This window comes from Sphingomonas sp. CFBP 13714 (assembly GCF_014842205.1).
GTDB classification, from domain to species: Bacteria; Pseudomonadota; Alphaproteobacteria; order Sphingomonadales; family Sphingomonadaceae; genus Sphingomonas; species Sphingomonas aerolata.
In genome coordinates, this window is record NZ_JACYVG010000001.1 from 846,472 (window position 1) to 871,814 (window position 25,343).

Consider the following 25,343-nt stretch of genomic DNA (forward strand, 5'->3'; position numbering starts at 1 on the left):
CCATGTCAGTTTATCTCAGAGCATGCCGATCAGCAGCGTCGCGTTGAGGCCGATAATGACCGCGGCGATGACCCAGGCGAGCGCTTTCAGCCAGACCGGGCTGACCAGCGATCCCATGATTCGCGCGTCGCCGGTGAACTTGACGAGCGGCACGACCGCGAAGGGGAGCTGGAGGCTCAGCACGACCTGGCTCAGCACCAGCAGCCGCGTCGCGCCCGCATCGCCCGCGGCGCCGACGACGAATACCGCGGGAACGATCGCGAGCAGCCGCGTGACGAGCCGCCGTGCCCAGACGGGCATGCGCAGATCAAGGAATCCCTCCATCACGATCTGGCCGGCGAGCGTGCCCGTCACGGTCGAATTCTGCCCCGAGGCGAGCAGCGCGACTGCGAACACGACGCTCGCAGCCCCCATGCCGAGCATCGGCGCGAGCAGCGCATGCGCCTGGTCGATATCGGCGACGTCGGTGCGCCCCGCGACGTGAAAGGTGGCGGCCGCGAGGATCAGGATCGCGGCGTTGATGAAGAAGGCGAGGCCGAGCGCGATCGTGCCATCGATCGTCGCCATCGTCACCGCGTCGCGCTTGCCCGCCTCGGTCGCCGCGAACGCGCGCGTCTGGACGATCGACGAGTGGAGATAGAGGTTGTGCGGCATCACCGTCGCGCCGAGGATGCCGATCGCGATATAGAGCATCGCCGGGTTGGTGACGATCTCGGTCGTCGGCACCAGCCCGCCGAGCACGCCCGCCATGTCGGGCCGCGCGAGGAACAGCTCGAAGATGAAGCAGCCGGCGATGATCACCAGCAGCGCGACGATGAACGCCTCGAGCTTGCGGAAGCCAAAGCGTTGCAGCGCGAGGATCAGGAACACGTCGAGCGCGGTGAGCACGACACCCCAGACCAGCGGCAGGCCGAACAGCAGTTTGAGCGCGATCGCGGTGCCGAGCACTTCGGCCAGATCGCAGGCGATGATCGCGATCTCGCACAGGAACCAGAGCACGACCGAAACGCGCTTCGAATAATGCGCGCGGCAGGCCTGGGCGAGGTCGAGCCCGGCGACGATGCCGAGCCGTGCGGACAGCGCCTGGAGCACCATCGCCATCAGGTTGGACAGCAATACGACCGACAGGAGGGTGTAGCCAAACGCCGAGCCGCCGGCGATGTCGGTCGCCCAGTTGCCCGGATCCATATAGCCGACCGCGACGAGATAGCCCGGCCCGACGAACGCGAACAGCCGCCGCCAGAAGGGCGCGCCTTCGGGGATTGCGACGGTGCGATAGCTGTCGGACAGCGAATGGGCGAGGGCGGAACTGGGCGGCGGCATCGCGGGTGCTTTGCCGGATGCGCGCGAGGGGGACAAGCGGTTCGGTTGGTAGGCGGATATCGGGCGGGCGGCGCACCGCTTTTCTTGCTTCCGTCATCCTGACGAAAGTCAGGATCCAGGGTTACGGGCGCCGGCCTGCTTGGCTCTGGATCCTGACTTTCGTCAGGATGACGGGAGGGGCGAGTGGGGTCTCGCGGGCATGGCCACGCTTAAGCGGTCGCGGTCAGATCACCTTCATGTCCGCCTGGTAATGGTGCCAGAGGAAGATCGCTGCCGCGCCGCGGTGCGGGCGCCAGGCTTCGGCGAGTTCGCGAGTCATCTTCTCGCTCGGGCGGGCGTCGTGGCCGAGGATGCGGCCGATCTCGATCTGGACCGCGAGATCGCCCGCGGGCCAGATGTCGGTGCGGCCCTCGGCGAACAGCAGGTAGATCTCGGCGGACCAGCGGCCGATCCCCTTGACCCGGACGAGCGCGGCGATCGCCTCCTCGTCGTCGGCGGGCAGGTTCGTCAGGTCGAGCCGGCCGCTCGTCACCTCGTCGGCGAGGCTGCGGGCATAGCCGAGTTTCTGCCGCGACAGCCCCGCGCTGCGCAGCGTCTCGTCGCTGGCGGCGGCGATGTTGGCGGGGTCCGCGGCACCGCCGACGAGCGCGTCGAGCTTGTTCCAGACCGATTGCGCGGAGGCGACGCTGACCTGCTGGCCGAGGATCGTGCGAAGCAAGGTAGCGAAGCCGCGCTCGCTAATCCGCGGGGCAGGGTAGCCCTTGTTCGCGACCGCCACCGCGAAGGCGGGTTCGATCGCACACAGCGCGGTCATGGCAGCCTGCAACTGGTCGGCGTTCAGGCCCATGACGCGAACCTTGCGGCTTGATCGGGGCGGCGGCGCGCGGCATGGACCGCGCACGGTTTTTCGGAGGACAGCATGCCCAAGCTTATCGTCGTGACGCGGGACGGGGAAGAACGCGAGCTCATGGGCGAAACGGGTCTTTCGGTCATGGAAGTCATCCGCGACGCCGGGATCGACGAGATCCTTGCCTTGTGCGGCGGCTGCTGCTCCTGCGCCACCTGCCACGTCCATGTCGACCCGGAATTTGCGGCCAAACTCAAGCCGATGAGCGAAGACGAGAACGACCTGCTCGATTCGACCAGCGACCGCGACGACTATTCGCGACTGTCGTGCCAGATCGACATGACCGACGCGCTTGACGGGCTGAAGGTCCGGATCGCCGCCGAGGATTGATCCGGTCCCTCTCCCTCGCGGGGGAGAGGGAGAAGGTTAGCGCGTCGTCACCGCGTAGAGTGCGATCGCGGCGGCGTTCGAGACGTTGAGGCTCTCGACCTTTTCCGAGATGGGCAGCTTGGCAAGCTCGTCGCAGTGATCCTCGGTGTTCTTGCGCATGCCCTCGCCCTCGGCGCCGAGCACGATCGCGACGCGCTGCGTGCCCATCGCCTCGGACAAGGTCTGCGTCGCATGGCCCGTGAGGCCGATCCGCCAGAAACCGGCTTCGGCGATTTCCTCGAGCGCGCGGGCGAGATTGACGACGCGGATCCACGGCACCGTCTCGAGCGCGCCCGACGCGGCACGGGCGATCGTGCCCGATTCGGGCGGCGCGTTGCGGTCGGGGGTGACGATGCCGAGCGCATCGAACGCCGCCGCCGAGCGCAGGATCGCGCCGACATTGTGCGGATCGGTGACGCCGTCGAGGATGACGAGCGGACGGTTGTCGTCCTTGCCATGTTCGAGCAGGTCGGCGAGCCACATGTCCTCGAGCGGCTCGACCTCGATCACCACGCCCTGATGCGGGGCGTCGCCCGGCACCAGTCGCGCGAGATCGGTGGCCTCGGCGAAGGTCACCGGCACGGCGGCGGGCAGGTCGAACCCGGCCAGCGCCTCGCGCGTGCCCATGATCTTGCGCACCGTGCGTTCGGGATTGGCGAGCGCGGCGCCCACCGCATGCTTGCCCCAGAAGCGCGGACGCCCCGCGGGGGCCTTGCTCGGCCGGTGGCCCTTGCGTGCTGCCATCAGAGCGCTCCCGTCATCATATCAGTCATCGTCATCGCTATATCCATAAGGGTCGGTCAGCACCGGCTTGGTCGGCAGTGGCGTGCGTGGCAGCGCCTTGTCCGCATTCGCCGCGCTGAGCAACACCGATGCGAGCACGATCGACGCCTGGCGCATGTCGTCGGCCTTCAGGTGATCGAAGGTGTCGGCCGACGTATGATGGATCCGGCTGCCATAATCGAGCGGATCCTGGATGAACTGGAACCCCGGCACGCCGACCTGCTGCAGGAAGACGTGATCGGTGCCGGCGGTCGGCCGCAGGACGACGTTCGACGCGCCCATTGACGCGAACGGGCTGAGCCAGTCGCGAAAGATCGGCACGACCGCGGGGTTGGTCTCCGCATAGAGGCCGCGCAATTTGCCCGAGCCATTGTCGATGTTGAAATAGGCGGCGAGGTCGGCATGACCCGGCAGCGGTGTGATCGGCCATTTCTGCGAAAAGCCGTAATAGCTCTGCATCCCGGTCTGCGGCGGGTCGTTGGGGCTGCCGCGTGTCGCCAGATGGCGGATGACATAGGCCATCGAACCCAGAATGCCCTGCTCCTCGCCCGACCAGAGTGCGAACCGGATCGTCCGCTTCGGGCGGACGCCGGTTGCGGCCAGGATGCGGGCGGCCTCCATGATCATCGCCGAGCCCGCCGCATTGTCGGCCGCGCCGTCCGCGGCGACCCAGCTGTCGAGATGTGCGCCCGCCATGACATAGCCGGCCTTCGGATCGGTCCCGGGAATGTCGGCGATGATGTTGTACGCCTGCGCATCGCTGTCGTCGAAGCGGACGTCGCTGACGATCTCGAGCGTCGGGGCGGGGCCTGCCTTGGCGAGCCGCGCGAGGCGTCGATAATCCTCCGCGGCGATCTGTACGCCCGGCAGTGCGGGCGTGTCGCCGACACCGAACAGATAGCCTTCGCCGCTGACCAGCTTGCCGTCGTGATAGGCCATCGTCGCGGTCGCGACCGCGCCTTCGTTTTTCAGGAACGCATCGAGTTTCTTCGAGAAATCGAGCCGCTTCATCCGGCGGTCGGCGGCATCGGGGTCGTAATTCGGCTGCTGAAACCGGTCGAGCCTCGCGATATCCTCGCCGCTCAGCCGCTTGAAGGCGGGCTCGGTAGGTTCGTCACCGGTGCCGGGCCGCGTGAGCATCACGATTCTGCCGCTGAGCTTGCCGCGCCATTTCGCGAAGTCGCGTTCGCGCGCCATCGGTGCGACGATCACGGGCGCGCTCAACGCGGTGCCGTTCGTGCCGGGGGTCCAGGCGACGGGGATCGCGGTCAGCTGCACCACCCGCGGGGTCGTCATCCGCACGCTCGACCGTTCGATCGACCAGCCGCGACCGAAGGCGAACCCTTCCTTGTGGACATTCGTAAGGCCCCAGTCGGCGAAGCGACGCTGCGTCCATGCCTCCGCCGTGCGCATCGACGGCGAATTGGTGAGCCGCGGGCCGATCACGTCGGTCAGATGCTGGACGGTCACCATGACCTGGCTGTGATTGGTCCCTTCGTCGATGATGCGGTTGACCATGGGCTGATCGGGCTTCGTCGTGCCGCCACGTTCCTTGGCGGCCGCGGGGCTGAGCGCGATGATCGTTACGGTCGCGGCGAAAATGGCAAGTCGGCACGGGCGCGATTGGTGCATGAAGGTCCCCCTGGGCAATTTTTTATACATGAAAGGCTATGCGGGGGCGGAAGTTGGCGCAACCCGCGTTGACAGCACCGACAAGCTTCGCCATTGAGCCGCCTCGCTCGAAAGAGTGGCCCCTTTGGACAGGTGGCCGAGTGGTTAAAGGCAGCAGACTGTAAATCTGCCCGGGTTTCCCGTACGCTGGTTCGAATCCAGCCCTGTCCACCATCCCTTTATTTCATGTGATCCCATTCGGTCTCTTCGGAGACCGAATAGGCCCTGCCAGGGGCTTGTTCGTTGTGTCAGTGCGTTCCAAAGCATGTCTATGGAACGCGCGCGATTCGGGGGCACTTTGGGGGCACGGCTTGAAGCCCTTGGGGGCACCGGATGCTGACCGATACGGCCTGCAAAAAGGCGAAGGCCTCGGAGAAGCCGTACAAGCTGGCCGATTCACAGGGACTGCATCTCTACGTGACGTCGACCGGCTACAAGAGCTGGCGCTGGAAGTATCGGTTTGCAGGGAAGGAGAAACGCCTAGTTTTTGGCCCCTATCCAGAGCTTACTCTCGCAGAGGCGCGGGGGATGCGCGAGGGCGCCGCCCGGCAGGTACGCGCCGGCATCGACCCGTCGGTGGAAAAGCGTCAGCGATTTGCGGCGCATCTGGCGCGGGCCGGCAGTACCTTCGAAACGGTTGCAAACGACTGGTATGCGAGCCAGGAACGGACATGGTCTCCGCGGTACGCGAAGATCGTTCGCCGCAGTCTCGACAAGGACGTCTTCCCGAAGCTGGGCAACTTGCCGATCGATTCGATCACCACGCCGCTCGTTTTGCAGGTCCTGCGCCCAATCGAGCAGCGTGGGGCAATCGAGACGGCTCATCGCGTGCGCCAGCGGATCTCGGAAATCTTTGCGCGAGCTATAGCGAGCGGCATCGCCACCAACGACCCTGCAACTGTGGCAGCCAGAGCGCTGTCGAAGGTCAAGAAGGGCAAGTTTCCCGCTGTGCGGACGGTAGACGCTGCACGGACGGTACTGCGCACGGTAGAAGCCCAGCCAGGACACCCGTTGACCAAGCTGGCGTCTCGTCTGCTGGCGCTCACGGCAGTGCGTTCGGGCGTGCTCAGGATGGCGGAGCCGAAGGAGTTCGAGGACCTCGACGGCGCCAATCCGATCTGGCGCATACCGGCCGCCAAGATGAAGCTCGTGCTCGAGCGCAAGGAAGACGCAGCGTTCGAGTTTATCGTGCCACTGGCGCGGCAATCGGTCGCTTTGGTCAAGCTGGCGATGGAGTTCACCGGTGCGCATCAGCCGCTAATCTTCCGGAGCGTGCGTCATCCGCGCAAGCCCATCAGCGACAGCACAGTCAGCAAGGCATACCGCGAGGCCGGCTTTTCGGGGCTGCATGTCCCTCACGGATGGCGGTCGACATACTCGACCATCATGAACGAGCTGGCGGCGGTGGAGAATCGTGTTGGCGATCGACCGATCATCGATCTGATGCTCGCGCACGTGCCGGAAGGAGTGGAGGCGGCATACAATCGCGCCGCGTATATGCCTCGACGCCGCGAGTTGGCGCAGGAGTGGGCCGATATGTTGGTTCAGGGGCTCGTCCCTGCGGAAGCGCTTTTGACGGGGCTGCGGCAACACGCCTGATCTCGAAAGGAGCCGCGGCATGACCGCGCGCTCCTTCAACGAGGTGACCACGGGAATTCGCGACCGGGCTCGATCCGGTTCGCCGGTTCGTCGCAACAGCCGAAACGCTGGCGGCGCGGAGGTCTCCCTCTGGCGCACGCACAACATGTTTCCCAAGACGGAGCATAACGCACGCATGCGCGCGGCCGAGGCGTTCGATCATGAAACCAAGCTGCCGGGCAAGCGCAATGGCGCCCTCGGCGCGGTCGGGCTCGAGGTTCTGCGCTGTCTGCTTCGCCTGCGCGGCCGCAAGGACGGCCGGCTTGACCCTACCTATCAGTGGATCGCTGACCGGATACATCGCTCGCGTAGCGCCGTCGGAGAGGCACTGGAACGCCTGAAGGCGTGCGGCTTCCTGGACTGGATCCGGCGGTGCGTACCGATCGAGGACGCGCTGCCTGACGAGCAGCAAAGCGAGCAAATCTCGAACGCCTTCATCCTGCTGCAGCCGCCAACGGTGCGAGAGTGCGTCCGCCGCTTGCTGCGCCGGCCGAGCGAATTCGTCCGCGCCGTTGCCGAGAGGCTGGCGCGGCAGAAGAAGCTCGACACGGCAACGGTCGACGACGTGATCGCCGAGGTGCAGAGCCCAGAGCTTCGGGCTATCCTCGCCCGCGTCCGTGCCTTCGTTGATAGTGCAAATCCGCCAAGCGGTCACACAGAGGCCCTGTAAGATCTAAATATAGAAGGAACGCCTACGGCGTGCGCAGTTTGAAGCTCCACTAGGCCCAAGAGGCCCCGAGCCCAACGGGTTCAGCATCCAGCGACCGCGGGTGAGCGTGCCGGCTTGCGCCGTCCCGTGCATCCCGGGAAGGATGCGTATCAGCGCCAAGCACATGGCAAGGCGGCGATGCCCTGATCACGGCGCCACATGAACGTCCGGGATAGAGAAAGGTGGACGAACCACTTCAAGGAAAGGTCGATAGCGATAGCGATAGCGATAGCGATAGCGATAGCCGACGTGCCGCAGCGCACTATTTCCCGAAAACGATCCGGTTTCCAGAATGACGTTCAGCTTGTGTGGCAAGGCGGCGGGCGCGTTCGATATCCTTGGGCCGGCCAAATTTTGCAAGCATGGTTTCCATTTCCGCCTGCTCAGGAATGAAGACCATAGTGCCGTCTAGCTCAACCGCCTGCCGGGTTGTCGGGCGAACCGGCACCCAGGCCGTGCCAGAATGGCGATAGAAATCTGCCATGAATTCAACCGGTAGTGCTGTCTCCGTCCACCTGCCGAAAATGCTGGAGCGGAATAAAGCATGCGCAGATCCTCTGCGAAGCTCAATGCCGATCGTCGGAAAGATACGCCGGGCATCAGCGACGCTCAACAGCACGTCCACGTCTCCAACACTATCTGGATCAGCCCCGTGGAGCGCGACCGCTGCGCTGCCGATGATCCACCACGGATCAGTCGCCCCATCCATAATGGAGCCAATCGCTGTCAGCGATGTGGCAAGGTCTGGGCTGATACTCATCTGCCTCAAAAGCACCTGGTGTTTTAGCGAGCGTCGTTACCTTGGCGGACTGTAACGTTTTTCGCCGCCCGACAAGGTAGCAGTTATTGCGCTTCCGACGGACCGAGTGCCGGCTTTCCGTTCTGAATCTGCATCAGGACCGTCGCGGCGGTAAACGGCTTCGAGATCGATGCGTAGGTGCATCAATCTGCATCAGGGGAGGATCTCTAAAAGGGGCCCAGAAAGCCGCATTCTCCCAAGGCTCGCATCATAATTCGAGTTGCATCAAAAGAGACGCAGAAAGCTCGCGGGCGAGGCGGGGGTTCTTGCGCTGGATTTGGGTGGGGGACACGGGCCAACGCAATCTGGTGGATAGCGGCCCGGCCGCTTTTGGGAAGCGATCGGCGGTAAGCAGCCGTTCGTTCAGGAGGCGCGGGAGGGGCCGAAGGAATGCTTTCGGGTGGAAACCTGCCAATCTGCTTTTTGGCGGCGAGAACCGCTGAGCCGCCGTTTGTTCAGACGACAGCATGGCGGATGCACGGCTGGCGCTTCGTGAAAGCGGAATTGCGGTCTTCCGATTCACGTCGCTGAAATAACTGGCGCCATAGCGGAGCGTGACGGGCGACTTGCGGCTCAGCAGGATCGCGCACTGGCTGAGCCGTCGCAAGCGCCGCTTCTGGACGGACGGACGATCAGTGACCGGATGGCCGGCAAGACAGATGCCGACGGTAAGCTGCCCCAGACCGCACAGGAGAAGCGTCAGGCCGAGGCGTTGGAGAAGATCAAGGCGAGCCGCGAGAAGGAGCGTCAGGACCGCGAGCAAGGCAAGGAACGTGGGCGTGGGCGATAAGGCCCACGGCGACCGGCATAGGGAGATGGGACGATGACGGACAGGCTTTGGAAGGTGACGGTGAGTAGCCTCTTTCCCAACGATAACCGGGTTGAAAGCGTCTATGAGGGGCATCATGCCGACGAGGCGGCGGCACGCGATGCGGCGCTCACCAGGAAGGCGATCGACAACGGCGGATCCACGATCGATCGTGTCCAGAAGGTCGAGGAGATCGGATAGCCTGCCGCCCGCGGTGTATCGGGCCGTGCAGGATCGTCATCGGGTCATTGCCGTGCGTACGCTATGGCGTTTCGTTCCGTCTGCACTTCCAGCATGCGTTGGCTGACCACTGGCTTGAACCGGGTATCGCAATGATCGCGCAGCGCCTTTTGGAGGGCGTTACGTTCCTCGATGGACGCGGCAGCATCGATAAGACTGTTCAGGCGGGAATACTTGATCGCCCATGGGTTCTTCTGCCGGCCGGCGAGATGATCGATCATGTTTCAGTTCCCTGGTATATCGCTTTGTATTGTCGGGTTGTGCCTGCCAGGCCAGCTTAACGCGAGCCGCTTCTGTGCGTTGCCGACGATGATGATGGCGACCATCGACATCCGGTTGATGTGCTGCTGATAATCGCGGAGGGACAGAGGCCGGCTAACGGCCGGGGGAAGGGACGTGAACGTCGACGCAGGCGATAGCGGGGAATTGACGGGCATTATGGCCCGGCTGCGCAGCGGGCATGATGTGCTCCCGTTCATGACCAGCCATTATCCGGTAGCTGACATGCAGCCGAGGCCAATGCCTGACGACATGCAGGCCCTGCTGTAGGCCGCGCCCGATTATCAGGTTGTTGATCCTGGACGGGGGCCAGTGTGGCTACAGATTGCCAGTGGCAACGATGCGGCTGAGCTGGTGGTGTACCGGACGCGCGCCAGTGGTAATCTGTACGTCGTGGCCCCAGCTCGCGGGCCTTGACTAACCGGCCGCATGGGCAGGTTGCATCGCACTTTTCAAGCCTACGAAGGTCGACCGTGTTTGGCTTGCGTTGTTCACCCCCAGAACAAGGGGGAAGGTTGGGCTGATCGCGATCTGGCTGGCTGAATCGGAAGGTTGAGACGTCGGTATCGGTGTGGTCGTGATCACAACCGACGCAGATCGTCGCGATCCCTGCATAATCTAGTCGGGATGAGTCCACAGTACTATGAGGAGACATGATTTACCGTGTCCAGCTCGTGCCACAACCGATTGTCGTCGATGTCGACGGCGCGCCTGTTGCCAATTCGCATGTCGTTGAGATCGCCTTTCCAGGCAATGCGGTCGAGACAGTCCTAGGCCGTGTGAACACTATCGTTGGCCCGGGCCTAGCCAAGATCTTGGTGGGCGATACCACGGTCCGCGGTGTGCCCCTGTGCTGAAGAAAAAGGGTAACGTCGGATGCGATCTTAGATCCTTCACCTTTCGCCACGGGTATCGGTTAAAGCGTCACCCTCTCGATTCCATTGAAAGGCGCTAGATGTTTGACTTGAGGTTAATTGATAACGAGCAACGTCGGCGCACGTTCAGGATCGGCGCACTGCCGCCAAAAGGTGCCGTTCTCAAAGTAAGCGAAGCCGGCGGATTTCGCCGAGAGTACGTCGTAGAGGATGTTTGGTTCGAAGAGGACTTGTCCACGGGTAATTTGGAGGCGTGCGCGAGGGTCAGAACCACGGTGCAGTCGTTTAAAGTTTCTTGATGCTAAGCCATTTCTGGCAAGGAGATCGCTTTTGGCGCGATCTAACTCGCTCCCGCGGAAGCATCTCGCGGCCCCCAAGTTTCGCGTGTAAGCTGGTCGACAAACATTAGGAGACGTCATGAAAGCCGGTCAAATCCTTAGTCGCTTAGCTGCTCCTGCGTTAATCCTTAGCTCGGCCTGGGCGGCACCTGCAGATGCTAAGCATGTCAGCAAGGTTCAGCCCCGAACCGTCACATGGTGTGATAGCGCAGCCGCCCGTATCGCCTCCGGGCGCAAGACGGTCGGTGTCAGGCTCAATTCGGCACGTGCGATCGCCGGTTCTAAGCTTGCGAGTGCGAACACTGCTGCGCGCGCTGGGGTCGCGGCGGTGAGTACTGGGGGCCTCATGGCTGTGGCAGGGCCCGCCGCCAGCTATTTCGGAATCGCTGCGGTCGAGCACAGCAGTGGCGGATTTATTCTTTCGTCTGTTGGCGTGGGCGGCACGGGCTATATTGCCAGCACGCTTGGGACGGTTAGCGCGAACGCGCTCGGCTTTGCCAGCACCGCTAGCGCAGGCATCGCGGGCGTCGCCAGCGCTGCAGCGGGCGCGGTAACTGCACCGGCTGTAATGGGAGTAGGTGCTGGAGCACTTGCCGTCGGTGGGGGCGCGTACGTCTACTGCAAGTTCCGCCCCTGACCGCACCTGAGAATAGACTCATATTCTCCTATTTAATTCTAGGCTTTCGCCATTGGAGAATCCAACCAATCGGATGCCTTCTTTCGTTGTCTTGATCGAGACCGGCCGCTCAACTGCATGTATTGCATGTCGCATAGGAAACAGTAGCCACGTCTCGTTAGTCATCTGCATGAAGGACAAGACGACCTCCGGCAATTTTACACCCCGCAACTGCAATGTTTCGTACCAAGCGAGCAGAGAGTAATCGGTTGCTAAGCCCATTTTAGAATAGGCATCTTGCCTATTTGCATTAATTACTAATTGCAGCAACGCTTCGTCAAGATCATAATGCATCTCATTTAGAATTAAATTATAAAGATCGTCGCGAAGTTTATCTTTTTTACCAAGTAGCTGTACCGTGGATTGCATATCGAACTTCATCAATGCCCGATCCCGAAGTGTCTTTCGATTACCCAAGCCGCCTTTGCCTTCCAATGGCAACGCTGAAATTGCGGACTCCGGTCCATTAAACCAGTATATCTTGGGAACGTCCGCGGATGAAAACACGGATCGGTAGTGATTGACGATCGCTAACTCCGCATACTGGCGGTTTGTTGGCCCCGGATCTAACAATCTGGCTGAAAGTGAAGATGCGTATTTCTTTAGTGTCCTTTCCTGTATGTTTTTGATGGCTAACGGCATTATCGGTTCGGGTAGATCCCACTCATCGGTTTCCCAGTTGGCTTGATCGAACGCGGCATCCGGCGACGTGCCAAAGCCTGCAGCATCACCCCAGCGATCGGCCATATCGAGAACTCCTGGTGCACTTATCCTGATGCGGATGCCGTCGAGACTAATGGTGTACGGATGGAAGCCCACAGTACCCTCGTCACCGTTAACGTCAGGATCGCCCTGATATGGTCGAAATCGTGCCCGCCCGAGCGGTATCTTTTCACCATCTTCGAGATAGACGTGGCGCGATCGCTTCTCGAAAAGCTCTCTCAGAAATGTCGATACGGCTTGATGATTGGCGTAGTCGTCGCGACTACGACCACGCAACTCCTCAGGTTCGCCCCAACCACCTGAGGCGGGTGCAAAGTAGGCTGCAAGGGCGTCCAACGCCGATTTTCCACGCAGCGTTTTCGACATACTTCGCGACATTTAGATATGCCCTTTTTTTTAAATCGGCTCTTCTTATGTGTCAAATTGTCCACATTCTAGAAACTTACAAAGAATATCTACCACGACGGCTTGGTGGGCTTGCATAATGCGACACTGATGTATGAGGGCGCCAGCCGCCATTAGTTTTTGGAAGTGCGGTCGTTGCGGATCGGCAAGGTAACTTTGACTTGAGCGATTCATCTACGATCGGACGCTGCTCTGCATCGAGAATTTCTTGTACGATGAGGGGCTGGACGGTGTCGGCTGGTCGCAGCATTTGTTTGATGCGCAAGCGTGCCGACGCGTTCAGCCAGCCTGCGTGCGCAGGACACGTCTGACGCCGGTAAGGGGCAGCGGCGCGAGATCGCTGACCAACTCAGATCTAGCAACCAGCATCGAAAACCTGCTCGGGTGAACCTATAAAATCGAGCCCAAGGTAGCGGAGCTAGGACCATTTTCGCCGCCACTAAAGGGAACAAATGCAGAACTTTATTGCGCCGGCTATCTTGTTTTATGGGTTGAATTGCGACACTATGTCAAAAATCGCCCTAGAGGACTTTCATGCATAACGAGCTTGCTGCCCTTCGTATACAAGCTGGTTTGTCGGTCGATGAACTGGCGACAATGACGGGATACAGTCCGAGGCAGGTGTACCGTTGGGAAAATGGCGAGGGCAAGCCGCGGGAGGCGGCGCTCAGGATATTGCGGTCGATGGCGGGAGTTGCCCCGGTCGAACAAAGTCGATTCAACTATATCGACCTGTTCGCCGGCATCGGGGGCCTCCGCAAAGGCTTCGATGCAATCGGGGGCCACTGCGTTTTCACCTCTGAGTGGAACAAGTACGCACAGCAGACATATTCGGCGAATTTTCGCGACAATCACCCACTGCACGGTGACATTACGAAGATCCATGCTGCGGATATTCCGGACCACGACGTGCTGGTGGCTGGTTTTCCGTGCCAGCCTTTTTCGCTCGCCGGTGTTTCGAAAAAAAATTCGCTTGGCCGACTGCATGGGTTTTTAGATGAAACGCAGGGTACGTTATTCTTTGACGTCGCCCGAATTCTTAAGGCCAGGCGTCCCGCTGCCTTTATGCTCGAAAACGTCAAAAATCTTACCAGCCACGATAAGGGCCGGACATTCGAGGTAATCATCAAGACGCTGACCGAAGAGCTTGGTTACAAGGTCTGGCACAAAGTTATCGATGCCAAACACTTCTTACCCCAGCATCGCGAGCGCATCGTAATCGTCGGCTTCCGAGACGATGTTCCTTTCTCGTGGGGTGACCTCAGCCTGCCTGAAAAGGGCAGCGTCCTTCTGAAAGACATTCTACACCCCGGCAACGGATCGGAATCCCCCGAAAGCGCTTATACCCTCGGCGAGAATGCTGTCGTGAACGGTAAATATACGCTCTCCGATAAGCTCTGGCAGTATCTGCAGAGCTATGCCGACAAGCATAAAGCTGCCGGCAACGGCTTTGGATTTGGCCTTGTCACCGGCAACGATGTCGCGCGGACTCTCTCCGCCCGTTATTATAAAGACGGATCTGAAATATTAATTAGCCAGGGCAGGAATAAGAATCCCCGGCGACTTACCCCGCGTGAGTGCGCGCGGCTTATGGGATATCCAGACGACTTTCGTATCCCGGTCTCCGACACACAGGCCTATAAGCAGTTCGGCAATTCGGTCGCGGTTCCAGTATTTCAGGAAGTAGCCCGAATTATGCAGCCACATATTCAGAGACTGGTAGAGGCAACTGAGTTGCGTGCGGCGGCCTGAAACGTGGCCGACGTACACGATCCGTCGACGCGCAGCCGGAACATGGCGGCGGTCAAAGCGGTCAACACCCGTCCGGAACTGCAGATCAGACGTGCGATGCATGCCAGCGGACTGCGTTTCAGGCTCCATGTCAGAGACCTGCCGGGGAAGCCGGACCTTGTGTTTCCGCGTTACCGTGCGGTCGTATTCGTCAACGGGTGTTTCTGGCATCATCACGACTGCCACCTGTTTCGGTGGCCGGCGACGCGGGAGGAGTTTTGGCGCGCGAAGATCGACCGCAATGTCGTCAACGACGCACGCGCTGAACTAACTCTGCTCGAAAACGACTGGCGGGTGGCAACGGTCTGGGAATGCGCGCTGAAGGGCCGGACCAGACCAGACTTTTCCGCGGCGATGCTTGGCTTGGCGACATGGATAAAAGGCGACGAGAAAACGATGACGCTGCGTGGCAGTTAGTGCCGCTCGGCCGCCAATGCCTTTGTGACAATCGCATATGCTGGCCAAGTGTGACGAGCGCGCTGGTATAGCGGCAAGGACAGTAAGACGACCTTAACTGTCACCTGCGATCTCCGCAATCCGGGAAAAACCCGGATTACGCCGGCCGGAAATTCAGCTTTGACTGCGGCTGGTCAAACGATGCCAACGATCAGGATTTACGCCGAAAATTGATGCGGATCCGAAGAAAATGGTTAAACCTTTGCACTATCGGATGAAGCTGAGACTGGGGGACGGGTGGCGGCGAATAAACTTCTTGAATGGCTGAATGTTTATGGCGGCGAAGACCGCGTCTGGTACATCAAGCGCCTCTCCGGGAACGATACGCTGGCCAATCACAGCCATCAGGCGGGACCGTATATTCCCCGTAATTTTCTGTTTGGCGTTTTTCCGACGCTAAACCGCCCCGACGTGAAAAATCCCGACGCCCGGTTCGAGCTGTCGGTTGACTCACATGCGGAGCGCCGGATCGTACGAGCAATCTGGTACAATAATCGCTTCCACGACACGGCAGCGAAGCGCGGGCGCGACGAAGCGCGTGTGACGGGATTTGGAGGCGCCACGTCAGCGTTGCTCGATCCCGAAAGCACTGGTGCTCTCACCATCTTTGCCGTCGCTATAGGCGGAACATCTGACTGCTACGTGTGGGTATGCCGCGATGCGGTGGAAGAGGAGCTGGTCGAAGAACGCGTCGGACCGGTCGACCCGGGCCGCTGGCTGGTCTGGCCAGCGGCCCAGGCCGGACGGTTTGCCGAAACTCCAGCTATGCGTACAAGCTGCTGGCTTAAGGACGCTGAGATTCCACAAGAATGGCAGCTCAGGTTCCCGACGGGCGTCGAGATCATCCGCAAAGTCAGCGAGCTGCGCGATGACACTTGCCTCGACCCCGATCAACGCCTGCTGCGCAGGCGCGAGTGCGAATTTGAAATCTTCCGCAGCGTCGAACAGGCAATCGAGCTTCCGCATATTCTGGCCGGGTTCACAACGATCGATGCCTTTCTCACCCGGGCGCAGACGGTCCTGCAGCGCAGAAAAGCTCGGTCAGGAAATTCGCTCGAGCTTCATGCGCGCTCAATCTTTTTGGAAGAAGGTCTGAACGAGGTCACGCAATTCGCTCATCAGCCAGAATCGGAGCCTGGCAAAAAGCCCGATTTCCTGTTTCCCTCGACAGCGGCCTACCGCGACGCTTCGTTTCCGGCTGGTCAGCTGCGCATGCTGGCAGTCAAAACGACCTGCCGCGACCGGTGGCGGCAGATCCTCAACGAAGCCGATCGGATACCGACCAAACATCTGCTGACTTTACAGGAAGGTGTCTCCGAAGCTCAGTTCGCAGAAATGACCAACGCCGGTGTGCGCTTGGTCGTACCCGCGGGACTAACTGAAAAATTCCCGAAATCGGTCCAGCCATCGTTGCAGACACTTGAGAGCTTCATCGGCGACGTCCGCGGTCTGGAATGCGCAAGAACAAGCGGTCCTGCAGTGGATACAGTGGCGCCAACCACGCCAGGAACGTACGCTGACCGGACGGCTGCTTAGGTGGCAACGGCTCAGGGCATGAATCCGTTGTTTCGAATGGCGCTCCTCAAGGGGTCGCTGACGTCGGTGCTTCTGCACGTCCGCCGAGGGACACCGCTCGATGGCCGTGACGACAAGGGCCTGACGCCGCTTATGCTGGCAGCAGCGGCGGGGCGGGCCGAGATCTGCCGACTGCTGCTTGAAGAGGGCGCCGATGCTGCGGCAGATCAGAGCGGTCGCACCGCCGCCGATCTGGCGCTGCACGCCGGGCACCGGCACCTGGCCGAGGTTCTCACAGTCCCGTCGCCGCCTGCCAAACCTCCCGCAGTCGCCGTCGTGGTAAGCGGGACTTTGCCCGAGCGACAGCACGACGAAGGCGATATCTGGGAAGCCGAGGACGTCTTCGAAGCCGCTGCAGCAGACGCTACGGTTTTCAGCCAGCTGATCGAAACACAGGCGGCGATCTCTTCCGCCAGAGCGCTTAATCCTGATGCCGACTGGCACGACATAGCGATTGAACTGCCCGATGTAACGCCCCTGCCCGGCAGTGATTCCAGCGCACGCGCCTTGCGGATGATTGGGGAAGCGCTGCGCGATCCTCTCGTTGGATGGCCTAACCTGGCGAGGGTTACCCGACGCCTCGCAGGCCTCGGAACGCTGCTGGAAGATCTCGGCATCACGACCAGTACGACAGACTTCGAGACGGCACTGTTCGGCAGTTCGGAGCCGTTTCGCGCGCACAGTGACGAAGCGGTTACAATCGAGATCGCGGAAGCCGTTGAGGCACTTCGGACATGGCGGCCGTCCAGCGAGCTCTACCAGCTCGAAGTATCGAGACTACCTGTGCCTGATCGCAGTGCCGAACAGTCGATGTTCAACGCGTTGCGCGAGGCCAAGCGTCAGGTGTTCACCACACTACTTCACGCGCTCCCGCTCGCTGGACATAGCCTCGGTGCAGCGGAAGCCGAGGACGATGACGAAGCGGAAGTGCTCTCGGACGATAAAGCGGGCGAGCTGCCTGCAAATGAAGTAGAAGAGGAGTCGGAGCAAAGTCTTAAGGCTGCGCTGAAAGCGGCGCGCGACGGCACATGCAAAGCCAATGCCGAGGCCATGATCGATCTCGATCTCGATCCTCATCTGGTCGCCACGTTCACGACGGCGCTGGCCGGAAGTACCGCAGGGGACGTACTGCGGAGCCAGCTGACGGCCGCTACTGCAAAATATCTTGGGATCCGGGATCGGGTGACCGAAGCTAATCTGCCGCTTGTACTTCGCTACGCGGACTGGTCGATGCGACCGGGGGTCTTACTAGAGGATCTGATCCAGGACGGTAGCATTGGGTTGATGCGCGCGGTCGAACGCTTTGACGTCAGCCGGGGTTACCGCTTCATGACCTACGCCGTGTGGTGGATCCGTCAGGCCTGTGGCCGCACCGCCGAGGATCACGCACGCACGATCCGAATACCTGTGCATCTGAACGAACAGGTCCAGCGAATAGCCCGCGCCCGGACACGACTGATAGAAAGCCTCGGACGTCGACCCCGCGCGGACGAACTGGCGGCGGCGGTAGGTGTGTCGCCTGCAAGAGCAGAGCTGCTCGACCGTCTGCGGCATCCCACAGTTAGTATTGAGGAACTCGAAGTCCGAAGAATTGTCAGCCAGCTGGTTGATGACGATGAAGTAAATCCATTCGCTACAGTCGTAGCAAAGGAAAATCAGCGTATTATTGCTCGGACGCTTGAAACGCTCACGCCTCGGCAAGAACACGTTATCCGCTGCCGCTTTGGCATTTCAGGTATAGACGAGCAGACTCTTGAAGAAGTCGGAACAAAAATGTCGGTGACACGGGAAAGAATTCGTCAGATTGAAAGCAAGGCCCTTAAGGCGCTGAAGATGCGATCCACGCGGAACACTCCGCACTTGCGTGTCTTACGATGACCGAGCAACCGGGATCAAGAGATGCTCCCCCGCGCGCGAGCGCGATGGTCGAGGCGCTGCGTGGACTAGGCTATTCGCCCGCCACAGCAATTGCCGATATCATCGACAACAGTATCTCGGCCGGTGCTGGTACAGTGTCGATTCAGTTCCTCTGGGCGGGGACTGACAGCTCGATCCTGATCATCGACGATGGTCGCGGGATGAACGAAAGCGAGCTTGATCTGGCAATGCGGCTCGGCGAACGCAGTCCACTAGAGACACGCAGCGTCGCCGATCTCGGCCGCTTCGGGCTGGGGCTGAAAACTGCATCGTTCTCGCAGTGCCGTCGGCTGACCGTGGTCAGCAGGCGTGACGGAAAAACCAGCGCGCTGCGGTGGGACCTCGACGTGCTGCTCGCCGACGTGAAAGGGCGCTGGTCGCTGTTGGAAGGCTTACACCCGGGGTCAGATGAACGGCTCGCGCCGTTCAAGGGAAAGGAGGCAGGTACAGCGGTCCTCTGGGAAATCCCTGACCGGATCGTCTCCGCAATGCATGACGAACAGGAGTTCCTCGACGTCATGGACGCGGTCGAACGCCATCTCGGCATGGTCTTTCACCGCTTTCTTGAAAGCCGTAAACTTAGAATCCTGATCAACGATCATCCGGTACGCCCTTGGGACCCGTTCCTGGAAGGCCGGCTTGATACGTGGCGTTCGGGCGAGGATCGGTTCACCGTCAACGGCAGCCCCATCCGGGTGCAGGGTTTCGTCCTGCCGCATCGCGATCGGCTGGACCCAAAAACCTGGGAAAGTGCCGCTGGACCGCATGGCTGGACGACGCAACAGGGCTTTTACGTTTATCGCAATGACCGGCTGCTGCTGGCAGGGAGCTGGCTTGGCCTTGGCCGGGGGCGCTCATGGACCAAGGACGAACCCTATCGCCTTGCCCGGATCCGAATCGATATCCCGAACGCTGCAGATGCCGACTGGAAGATAGACATCCGTAAGTCGACGGCACGACCGCCACTTGAGGCGCGCCCACGTCTGACTGTTCTGGCAGAAGACGTGCGCGCAAGAGCGCGGCGCGTCTTTGCGTTCCGCGGAAAGCCGCAGGCAGTCGGCAAGCGCGAGCCGCTGGTTCAGGCATGGCACGCCGACCGGACGAAGGACGGCATCCGCTACCGGATAGATACAACGCATCCTGCAATTGCAGCCGTTCTTGAGGATGCCGGCGCTTCCGCCGGAGCTCTTCGCGCGATGCTGCGCGTTATCGAAGAAACAGTACCCGTTCAGCAGATCTGGCTCGATACGGCGGAAGCTCGCGATACACCGCCAATCGCGGTTCCGGCCAATCCGCCGGAAGACGTTCACCGCCTCATGCAGCGGGTCCTGTCTGGTTTCGTTCGCCACAAAGGCCTGTCACTCGAAGCCGCACGCGCGCAGCTTGCGCGAACCGAGCCGTTCGACAGCTGGCCAGCCTACATTGCAACCCTCGAAATGAGCCCGGAGACATCAGCGTGAGCACCGAAAAGGTCGTCAAGTTCGCACAAGAACTCCTGCTCGAAGATGATCCGCAAACGATCAGTCCGGCGCTGATCAGTGAACGGATTGACGAGTTTCTCGTGAGTTTCCCGCGCTATCGCGACAGCTACGACCGCAGTACAGCAATCGCCGAACTGGTGCGGCGGTTCAGCGTATGGATCGGTAGCGACAAGACCATCCAAAGCGATGTCGGTCACGTCGCCTGGCTCGACTCTGACCGCAAGAACGACTGGCGCTACTGGCGGCGGTACAGCGAGATGCTCGAGGGCCGGATGTCGTGGACAGCTGTTGATGCGCTCGACAAATCGACCGACACGATCCTTGGTCTGCTGGAGGATCCTCGGCGTGGCGGGCCATGGGACCGGCGCGGCCTCGTCGTTGGCCATGTACAGTCGGGTAAAACGGGGAGTTATACCGGCCTGATCTGCAAGGCTGCGGACGCTGGTTACAAAATCATCATCGTGCTCGCCGGGCTGCACAATAATTTGCGCTCGCAGACCCAGATGCGGCTCGACGAGGGGTTCCTCGGCTATGAAACGCATCCGGTTGCGGCGGATACCCGCGCGATCGGCGTCGGACTGATCGACAAGGATCCTGCGATCCGGCCAAACTATGTCACCAACCGCACCGACAAAGGCGATTTCAACGCAACCCGCGCCGCCTCCCTCGGAATTTCTCCCGAACAGCGTCCCTGGTTGTTCGTGGTCAAGAAGAACAAGACCGTACTTAACCGGCTGCTGCGCTGGATTCATGATCATGTTGCCGATGCTCAGGAGAAGGAAACCGGTCGAAAAATCGTAACGCATCTGCCGCTACTGCTGATCGACGACGAAGCCGATCATGCTTCGGTCGATACTGGCGAACAGCTGTACGATGACGATGGCATTCCGGACGAAGAGCATCAGCCCACCGCGATCAACAGTGCTGTGCGCCGAATTCTGCACGCGTTCACCCGCTCCGCCTATGTAGGGTATACGGCGACGCCCTTTGCGAACATTTTCATCCACGAGCAGAATGAAACGAAGCTCGAGGGTCCGGATCTTTTCCCCAGCTCGTTTATCGTCAACCTTGCAGCGCCCTCGAGCTATGTCGGCCCTGCACAAGTCTTCGGTCTTCTCTCCCCGGAAGGTCGGACAACAGGTCTGCCACTGTACCGCGAGGTTGACGATCACGCCTCGGAGGACGGCAAGTCCGGATGGATGCCGCATTCGCACAAGAACGGCCATTATCCGGGTGAAATGCCGCAATCGCTGCAGGAGGCGATCGACTCGTTTTTTCTGACGATCGCGACGCGCAAACTGCGCGGTCAGGGCGACGATCACGCGTCAATGCTGGTCCATGTCACGCGGTTCACTTCAGTTCAGAAAGCGGTGCACGGTCAGGTCGAGGAGTACGTCAAAGCGCTAAAGCAGCGTCTGACGCGACGTGTCGGTCATGAAAAGTCGGAAGCGCAGATGCGCCGGCTGTGGGAGACGGACTTCATACCGACCAGCGCAATTGCCCGCGAAGATTTTCCGATTTTTGGCGACATCCCTGATTTGCCCGAGTTCTCAGAGGTACTCGAGGTTCTGCCCGATGTGATCGCCGATACAGACGTGCGAATGATTAACGGCACTGCCAAAGACGCACTTGATTATGCCGATCAGGGGGGCAAAGGCCTCAAAGTCATAGCGATTGGCGGCGATAAGTTGTCGCGGGGCCTTACGCTCGAAGGCTTGTGCACCAGCTACTTCCTGCGCACGTCCAAAATGTACGATACGCTTATGCAGATGGGGCGCTGGTTCGGCTACCGGCCGGGTTATATCGATCTTTGTCGGCTTTACACCACAAAGGAACTGACTGAGTGGTTCGGGCATATCGCCGATGCATCCGAAGAGCTGCGCGAGGAATTTGACCTGATGGCCGCGAGCGGCTCAACGCCGCGTGAGTTTGGCCTGAAAGTACAGTCGCATCCAGTGCTGATGGTGACGTCACGGCTTAAAATGCGCTCAGCAAAGAGTCTGATGTTGTCCTTCTCGGGACAGGTCGTGGAAACCATCTCGCTCTTTTCCGACCGGGACACGCTGCAGCGCAATTACGAGGCAGCGAGAAGACTAGTTGCCCGGCTCGGTGCCGGCGAGGATGATCCGGTGCGCGAGCGCGGATTGTCCGGTCAGACGTGGAAGGGGCGGCTCTGGGAAAACGTCACGTCCGACGAAGTGATCGCTTTTCTCACCGACTATCGAACACATCCTGACGCCTACAAGGTCAACAGCCGATTGCTTGCGGAGTTTGTCACCGCAATGAACGGCAATGGCGAACTGATCGACTGGACAGTCGCGATTGTTGGAGGAGGACAGGGCCAGGCCGATGAGATCGTGCCTGGGCTTAACGTCGACATGCTTGTGCGGAGGTCGAACCAGACAGGGCGTTACGCGATCGGTCGCCTTCTTTCGCCGCGTGATGAAGCACTGGATCTGAGCGAGCCGGCGTGGAATGCAGCACTCGCTGCTACGCGAGACGCATGGCAGGCCGATGCAGCCCGCCTTAAGTCGCGCGAAGCGCCCTCACAGCCATCTGGGCCTGCGATCCGACGCATCCGCGGCGAGGGCGGCCAGGGCGTAGCCGGAAACCCGAAACGTGCGCTGCTGCTGCTCTACCTGCTCGACCCGGCGGAAGCTCGTTCGGACATGGCGGGTCTGCCGCCCGTCGTAGCGTTTGGAATCAGCTTCCCCGCGAGCAAGTCAGGCGTGAAGGTTGAGTACAAGGTGAATAATGTTGCCTGGAACCTGGAGTATGGCGGTGCCGACTGACACGGAAGAACTGCGTCTCGCGTGGTCGGCACTGGCGGGGCAGGACGTTGCTGACGGGTGGGTGACCATTCCGCTCGGTGGCGCGGGACCGCGCTTTCGTGCGGGCATCCATTACCCCGGAGGCTACGAAACCTTGCTTGTCGGATTCAGCGGAATCACGATGCCAAAGCGCGCGGATCTGCCGGCAGGCCGGGGCTTCACCGTCAGTGCGGTACCCGAAGCAGCAGGTAGCTCTTTTACGCAGTGGATCGGTGTCAGCCGTCAGCCGAACGCACCCGATGATATGTTCACGCAGATGGCAGCGGACATCGTTGGATCGCTAGCCGTCCATGCCGGTCGCGCCGAGTCCTGGCTTTTCGGCCTTCTGCTCGCGCGGATCAGAGCATGGCAGGATTTTATGCGGTCGCCGCGGGCAGGCATCCTTTCTGCTGAGGCGGAGCTTGGGCTTGCTGGCGAGCTCATCATGATCGAAGCGCTGGTCGCAGCTGGTGCCGATGCCGGGTCTGTCGTCGACGCGTGGCAGGGGCCGGCACGATCGCTGCAGGATTTTCTCTTTGCGGTCCATGGACTTGAGGTGAAAACTAGCCTGTCGGTCAATGGTTTCCCTGCGTCGATCAGCTCGCTCGAGCAGCTCGACGCGGCCTTGGGCCGGGTCGTTCTCCTTGCTGCAGTCCGCCTCTGCATTCAGCAGACAGGACGCAAGCTGCCCGAGATTGTCGCCGAATGCCGCGCGCTGCTGGATGCCCACACGGTGTCGATCAACGCGTTTGAACTGCAGCTGCTTAATGCCGGCTATTTCGACTCTGTATCCGCCGAATATGTCCGCGCTTTCGAGGTAGTCGACATCCGCATATTTCCTGTCGATGACCTTTTTCCCGGACTGATGCGGAGCCTGACCAAGCCCGAAATCCGCTCAGCCGAATATGTCCTCGATCTCGATCTCGTCAGTGTGCCGTCGATTACGGTTGCCGATCTGACGTCGCACGGAGTCTTTTGAAAATGACGCTTGAGGAATTTCTTGTTCAGACGCAGGCCGATGTCAGAGCGCAGGTCAGCGAGAAGATGGTTGCCGGCCAATACCTTCGTCCGGACGCGGCTTTTACCGGTATCGTGACCGAGCACATGTCCGACATTGGCATGACGTTCGACCCGCTGACATTGCATGTTGAACGGAAGATCGGCAACGCTACACTGCGATTAAGCGGCTTTGCCGTGTCCGACGATGCCGATGAGATCGATCTGTTCGTCACTATCTACGACGGGCTCGATACGGTCGAGGCGATCCCCGACAGCGAAATCAAGGCAGCGGCGGACCAGTGCCTTCGCTTTCTTGCAAAGTCGGTCGAAGGTAAGCTGGCAAGCGCCCTTGATCCTGCCGACGACGCACTTGAGTTCATCCTGACGATCCAGGACTGCTACGCCTCCCTCGACCAGATCCGAGTCTATATTCTAACGGATCGGGTCGCCAAATCGAAGAGCTTCAAACCACGCGAGGTTGCCGGTAAATCGGTGCGGCTCGAGGTTATGGATATTGAACGGTTGTACCGGCACTGGGCCGAAGGGAAGCCGCGCGACGAGCTTATCGTCAACTTTGAAGAGGTCTGTGGCGCCCCTCTGCCCTGCGTGTATGTGCCCGGGGAGACTGAGGACTATGACTATGCGCTTGCCGCGATTCCCGGTGCGGCGCTGCGACTCATTTACGAGCGCTATGGCGCGCGGCTGCTGGAAGCTAACGTACGCTCGTTCCTTAGCCAGACCGGAAAGGTCAATCGCGGTATACGAGACACTCTGCGCGATGCTCCCGAGCGGTTCATGGCATACAATAACGGCATCGTGCTCGTTGCGGATTCAGCAGCGTTAAGCCGCGCGGCCGACGGATCGGTTGGCATTTCATCACTAAGTGGCATGCAGATCGTCAACGGAGGTCAGACAACCGCGTCGATATATTTTACCGAAAGAAAAGAGCGGCACATCGATCTTTCACGCGTGCGAGTGCCGGCCAAAATCATCGTGATGCGCGTTCATGATCCGGTGGCGGAAGAAGCGCTGATCAGCGATATATCACGCTACGCCAATTCACAGAATGCAGTGAAGGTCTCCGACCTTTTTGCGAACCGTCCTTTCCATATCGAACTCGAAAAGCTCGCTCTCTCGACATACCTTCCTGACGGCGTCGGACGATGGTTCTATGAACGGGCCTCCGGCAGTTACAACGTAATGCTTTCGCGCGAGGGCAACACGCCAGCAAGGCTTAAAGCACTCAAAGACGCCATTCCGCCGTCCCGCAAGATAATCAAGACCGATCTTGCAAAATATGTGCACGCATGGGAACAGAAACCTCACTTGGTATCTCTTGGATCTCAGAAAAACTTTGAGAAATTCATGGCCGATATTGCCGATACCAGTCCTGATCCGGTTAACGCCACTGGCTACAAGCGCCTGATTGCTCAGGCGATACTCTTCAAGGGTGTTCATAAAGCAGTGCGGTCGGGTAACTATGCCTCGTTTCAGGCCAATATCGTTTCCTATACCGTAGCCACGCTGGCTCAGCTTACGGCCGGCAAACTGTCGCTCGATGCGGTCTGGGTCAGGCAGGGGCTGTCGACACCACTGCTTCAGTACGTTGCGCTGCTCGCCAGCGAAGTCGACAAGGCGCTGCGTAAATCATCCGGACAGCGGATGGTTTCGGAATGGGCAAAAAAGGAAGAATGCTGGGCCGAAGTGAGCAGCCGAAAATATACCCAACCGCCAACGAATATACCGGAGCTTACATGATCACGAACGATAG

General features: G+C 60.4%; 21 protein-coding genes and 1 tRNA gene. 14 read left to right on the forward strand and 8 right to left on the reverse strand.

The window, feature by feature from the left end; translation table 11 throughout:
* Positions 1-15: 15 nt before the first annotated feature.
* Entirely contained in the window at positions 16-1,323 is a 1,308-nt protein-coding gene (locus IFT54_RS04090) for an Nramp family divalent metal transporter (protein WP_192069634.1), read from the reverse strand.
* Positions 1,324-1,546: 223 nt separating this feature from the next.
* Entirely contained in the window at positions 1,547-2,170 is a 624-nt protein-coding gene (locus tag IFT54_RS04095) for a DNA-3-methyladenine glycosylase family protein (RefSeq protein WP_192069635.1), read from the reverse strand.
* 72 nt (positions 2,171-2,242) lie between these two features.
* Between IFT54_RS04095 and IFT54_RS04100 the strand changes: the two genes are divergently transcribed.
* Positions 2,243-2,560: a 2Fe-2S iron-sulfur cluster-binding protein gene (locus IFT54_RS04100; protein ID WP_031396278.1), complete on the forward strand. Its 318-nt coding sequence runs from the start codon at positions 2,243-2,245 to the stop codon at positions 2,558-2,560.
* A gap of 36 nt (positions 2,561-2,596) precedes the next feature.
* On the opposite strand, the gene rlmB is transcribed toward IFT54_RS04100, so the two are convergent.
* Both rlmB and IFT54_RS04110 read right to left on the reverse strand, forming a co-directional pair.
* Positions 2,597-3,343, reverse strand: a complete 747-nt coding sequence (gene rlmB, locus IFT54_RS04105) for a 23S rRNA (guanosine(2251)-2'-O)-methyltransferase RlmB (protein ID WP_031440547.1) — start codon at positions 3,341-3,343, stop codon at positions 2,597-2,599.
* Between the two features lie 21 nt (positions 3,344-3,364).
* Positions 3,365-5,014 (reverse strand): M20/M25/M40 family metallo-hydrolase, encoded by a 1,650-nt coding sequence (locus IFT54_RS04110; protein WP_192069636.1) that lies wholly within the window; start codon positions 5,012-5,014, stop codon positions 3,365-3,367.
* A 126-nt stretch (positions 5,015-5,140) separates the two neighbouring features.
* Between IFT54_RS04110 and IFT54_RS04115 the strand changes: the two genes are divergently transcribed.
* From IFT54_RS04115 to IFT54_RS04125, 3 genes are all read left to right on the forward strand, one after another.
* Positions 5,141-5,227, forward strand: a tRNA-Tyr gene (locus IFT54_RS04115).
* A gap of 159 nt (positions 5,228-5,386) precedes the next feature.
* A complete protein-coding gene (locus tag IFT54_RS04120) occupies positions 5,387-6,652 on the forward strand; it encodes a tyrosine-type recombinase/integrase (RefSeq protein ID WP_192069637.1) in 1,266 nt (421 codons plus the stop codon).
* 19 nt (positions 6,653-6,671) lie between these two features.
* Positions 6,672-7,361, forward strand: coding sequence for a replication protein A (locus IFT54_RS04125; protein ID WP_192069638.1), 690 nt, complete (start codon positions 6,672-6,674; stop codon positions 7,359-7,361).
* 301 nt (positions 7,362-7,662) lie between these two features.
* On the opposite strand, the gene IFT54_RS04130 is transcribed toward IFT54_RS04125, so the two are convergent.
* Positions 7,663-8,160, reverse strand: coding sequence for a hypothetical protein (locus tag IFT54_RS04130; RefSeq protein WP_192069639.1), 498 nt, complete (start codon positions 8,158-8,160; stop codon positions 7,663-7,665).
* 247 nt (positions 8,161-8,407) lie between these two features.
* Positions 8,408-8,962: a hypothetical protein gene (locus tag IFT54_RS04135; protein ID WP_192069640.1), complete on the reverse strand. Its 555-nt coding sequence runs from the start codon at positions 8,960-8,962 to the stop codon at positions 8,408-8,410.
* A 60-nt stretch (positions 8,963-9,022) separates the two neighbouring features.
* Between IFT54_RS04135 and IFT54_RS04140 the strand changes: the two genes are divergently transcribed.
* Positions 9,023-9,208 carry a hypothetical protein gene (locus IFT54_RS04140; RefSeq protein ID WP_192069641.1) on the forward strand — a complete coding sequence of 62 codons (186 nt, stop codon included), beginning with the start codon at positions 9,023-9,025 and terminating at the stop codon, positions 9,206-9,208.
* A gap of 44 nt (positions 9,209-9,252) precedes the next feature.
* On the opposite strand, the gene IFT54_RS04145 is transcribed toward IFT54_RS04140, so the two are convergent.
* The gene (locus tag IFT54_RS04145) at positions 9,253-9,468 is read right to left on the reverse strand and encodes a hypothetical protein (protein ID WP_192069642.1); all 216 of its coding nucleotides are present in this window, start codon (positions 9,466-9,468) and stop codon (positions 9,253-9,255) included.
* Positions 9,469-9,643: 175 nt separating this feature from the next.
* Between IFT54_RS04145 and IFT54_RS04150 the strand changes: the two genes are divergently transcribed.
* Positions 9,644-9,796, forward strand: coding sequence for a hypothetical protein (locus IFT54_RS04150; protein ID WP_192069643.1), 153 nt, complete (start codon positions 9,644-9,646; stop codon positions 9,794-9,796).
* Between the two features lie 1,598 nt (positions 9,797-11,394).
* Here the strand turns inward: IFT54_RS04150 and IFT54_RS04155 are convergent.
* Positions 11,395-12,504, reverse strand: coding sequence for a hypothetical protein (locus IFT54_RS04155; protein ID WP_192069644.1), 1,110 nt, complete (start codon positions 12,502-12,504; stop codon positions 11,395-11,397).
* A 573-nt stretch (positions 12,505-13,077) separates the two neighbouring features.
* Here IFT54_RS04155 and dcm point away from each other — a divergent pair.
* From dcm to IFT54_RS04195, 8 genes are all read left to right on the forward strand, one after another.
* Complete coding sequence (gene dcm, locus IFT54_RS04160) at positions 13,078-14,295, forward strand: DNA (cytosine-5-)-methyltransferase (protein WP_192069645.1); 1,218 nt, start codon at positions 13,078-13,080, stop codon at positions 14,293-14,295.
* Positions 14,296-14,298: 3 nt separating this feature from the next.
* Complete coding sequence (locus IFT54_RS04165) at positions 14,299-14,751, forward strand: DNA mismatch endonuclease Vsr (protein ID WP_192069646.1); 453 nt, start codon at positions 14,299-14,301, stop codon at positions 14,749-14,751.
* Between the two features lie 276 nt (positions 14,752-15,027).
* Positions 15,028-16,326, forward strand: a complete 1,299-nt coding sequence (locus IFT54_RS04170; RefSeq protein ID WP_192069647.1) for a type II restriction endonuclease — start codon at positions 15,028-15,030, stop codon at positions 16,324-16,326.
* Between the two features lie 18 nt (positions 16,327-16,344).
* Complete coding sequence (locus tag IFT54_RS04175; RefSeq protein ID WP_192069648.1) at positions 16,345-18,243, forward strand: sigma-70 family RNA polymerase sigma factor; 1,899 nt, start codon at positions 16,345-16,347, stop codon at positions 18,241-18,243.
* Positions 18,240-19,742, forward strand: a complete 1,503-nt coding sequence (locus IFT54_RS04180) for an ATP-binding protein (RefSeq protein WP_197984543.1) — start codon at positions 18,240-18,242, stop codon at positions 19,740-19,742. The genes IFT54_RS04175 and IFT54_RS04180 overlap by 4 nt, the downstream gene beginning before the upstream one ends.
* Positions 19,739-22,555, forward strand: a complete 2,817-nt coding sequence (locus IFT54_RS20875; RefSeq protein WP_192069649.1) for a Z1 domain-containing protein — start codon at positions 19,739-19,741, stop codon at positions 22,553-22,555. Before IFT54_RS04180 ends, IFT54_RS20875 begins: the two co-directional genes overlap by 4 nt.
* Positions 22,539-23,552, forward strand: a complete 1,014-nt coding sequence (locus IFT54_RS04190; RefSeq protein WP_192069650.1) for a PD-(D/E)XK motif protein — start codon at positions 22,539-22,541, stop codon at positions 23,550-23,552. The genes IFT54_RS20875 and IFT54_RS04190 overlap by 17 nt, the downstream gene beginning before the upstream one ends.
* A 2-nt stretch (positions 23,553-23,554) precedes the next feature.
* The gene (locus tag IFT54_RS04195) at positions 23,555-25,330 is read left to right on the forward strand and encodes an AIPR family protein (protein ID WP_192069651.1); all 1,776 of its coding nucleotides are present in this window, start codon (positions 23,555-23,557) and stop codon (positions 25,328-25,330) included.
* The last annotated feature ends 13 nt before the right edge of the window (positions 25,331-25,343 follow it).